This window comes from Mesorhizobium sp. M2A.F.Ca.ET.037.01.1.1, from assembly GCF_003998075.1.
Taxonomy (GTDB): Bacteria; Pseudomonadota; Alphaproteobacteria; order Rhizobiales; family Rhizobiaceae; genus Mesorhizobium.
This window is the reverse complement of record NZ_RZSA01001280.1, coordinates 1-1547: the sequence shown is the minus strand read 5'-3', so window position 1 is coordinate 1547 and position 1547 is coordinate 1. Positions and strand designations below refer to the sequence as shown.

Genomic DNA, 1547 nt, shown 5'->3' with positions numbered 1-1547 from the left:
GCCGGGAATCAGCTGAGAATGTGCGATGAACGCGGATGGCGATGACACCGCCGGAACCGTAATCGGCCTCATGCAGCGTGAAGCTCGCCGGCAAGCTGATGCTGCCGACCGCCCGTTCGCCCTGCTTGCGGATGAGGCGTCCCCTGCTGTTGCTGGTCTGCCATTGAGACAGCTTCTTGCGGTGCCGTTCCGGCGGCCGAGGTGTGTCGTCGGTCCAGGCGATGAGCGAACCGATCGGTGCGTGAAAGATAAGATGCGCGGACATTCATGTCCCCCATGTGCTGATTGTTAAAACAGGACCGCCGCCGGAATGAGCCGGCGGCGGAATGGCAATCGCAATGAAGTTGCCGGCTCGCTACTCGGCGGCCTCGCGGAAGGGCTCCTCGTCGGTGAGTTCAGCGCCGCCGGCATCGTCACCGGCCTCCAGACCCTCGCCCTGATCGTCGGGATCGTCTTCGCCGCCCGCGGTGTTGCCGGTCAGCCAGGACGAGAGCCTGGCCTTATCCGGCGCGAACAGTGCGGCCGGATGAACTAAGCGCTCCTCCCTGAAGTGCTCGACGAGTGCGGCCCGCGTGTCTTTCACGCGAGCGCGCGGAAGTACCGGCGTGTCCTTGCAGGAGCCTTCGAGCGCGGGCCGCGACAGGCAGGACAGGAACTCCTCCGTTCCCATATTGGACAGGAAGTTGTCCGCGCCGATCGCATTGCCGGCCACGCGGGCGACAATGCCGCTGTTCGACTTGTTCTCCCGGCAGGAGAGCACGTCGATCAGCAGCGACCGCACCGAGACGCGCAGGGTGTCCAGGTCGAACTCGAGCGCGCCCTCCGCATTGAACAGCCGCGACGCGTGCTCTCCGAGGCTTGCGGCCCCATAATAGGAGATGTCGCGTGCGCCGGAGGCGACCGTCACATTCTGACCGGCGAAGGCCAGAACAAGCAGCGCCATCAGCGTGTCTCCTCGATCGGCGCGCGGGCAAGCGCCTCATGGAGCGCGTCGGTGCGTAGGTCGCCGATCATCTCGATGCCCTTGCGGGTCACATCGGGACGGGTGTTCACGACGATCGGAGCGTCGTCACCCTCGGCAACAGGCTGTTCGCCCTTCTTGCGCTTTTTCGCCTCCGGCATGCGGTACGCGACCGACTGCACCTTGCCGTCGCGGTCGAGATACATCGCCGTGCAATCAGACTTGGCAGGCTTGCCGTAGACGCGTTCGGCCTTAGGCGGCAGCTTCGGCTCGCCCCACTGGCCGGCCTCGACGATGACGCCCTTCCTCGGAAGATTGTTTGCCATCCACTCCTGCTGGGCGCCGAGGAACGCCTCGACGTCGGTGGTGTAGCGGCTGTCCTCGTCGGCCGGCGCGAACAGGTCCTCGACCCAGGCGATGCCGTAGGCCTGCGCCATGTCGTCGCCGAAGCTCGCATGGCGCGCGTACATCCGGGTCTTCGTCAGGCCCTGCGCCACGCTCCACCACGAGACCTGCGGATCGGCCTTGGACGGCTTGTGCTTCTTCCAAACCTCCTTCTGCTCGTCGAGCGAAGCGGCTGCGATGG

The 1547-nt window shown here is 65.5% G+C and carries 2 pseudogenes; both read right to left on the bottom strand.

The features are described 5' to 3' along the window. Window positions 1-265 (bottom strand): annotated as a pseudogene (locus EOA27_RS35915) (hypothetical protein); the annotation flags it as partial. A gap of 90 nt (window positions 266-355) precedes the next feature. Further along, a pseudogene (locus EOA27_RS35910) lies at window positions 356-1547 on the bottom strand (plasmid partitioning protein); the annotation flags it as partial.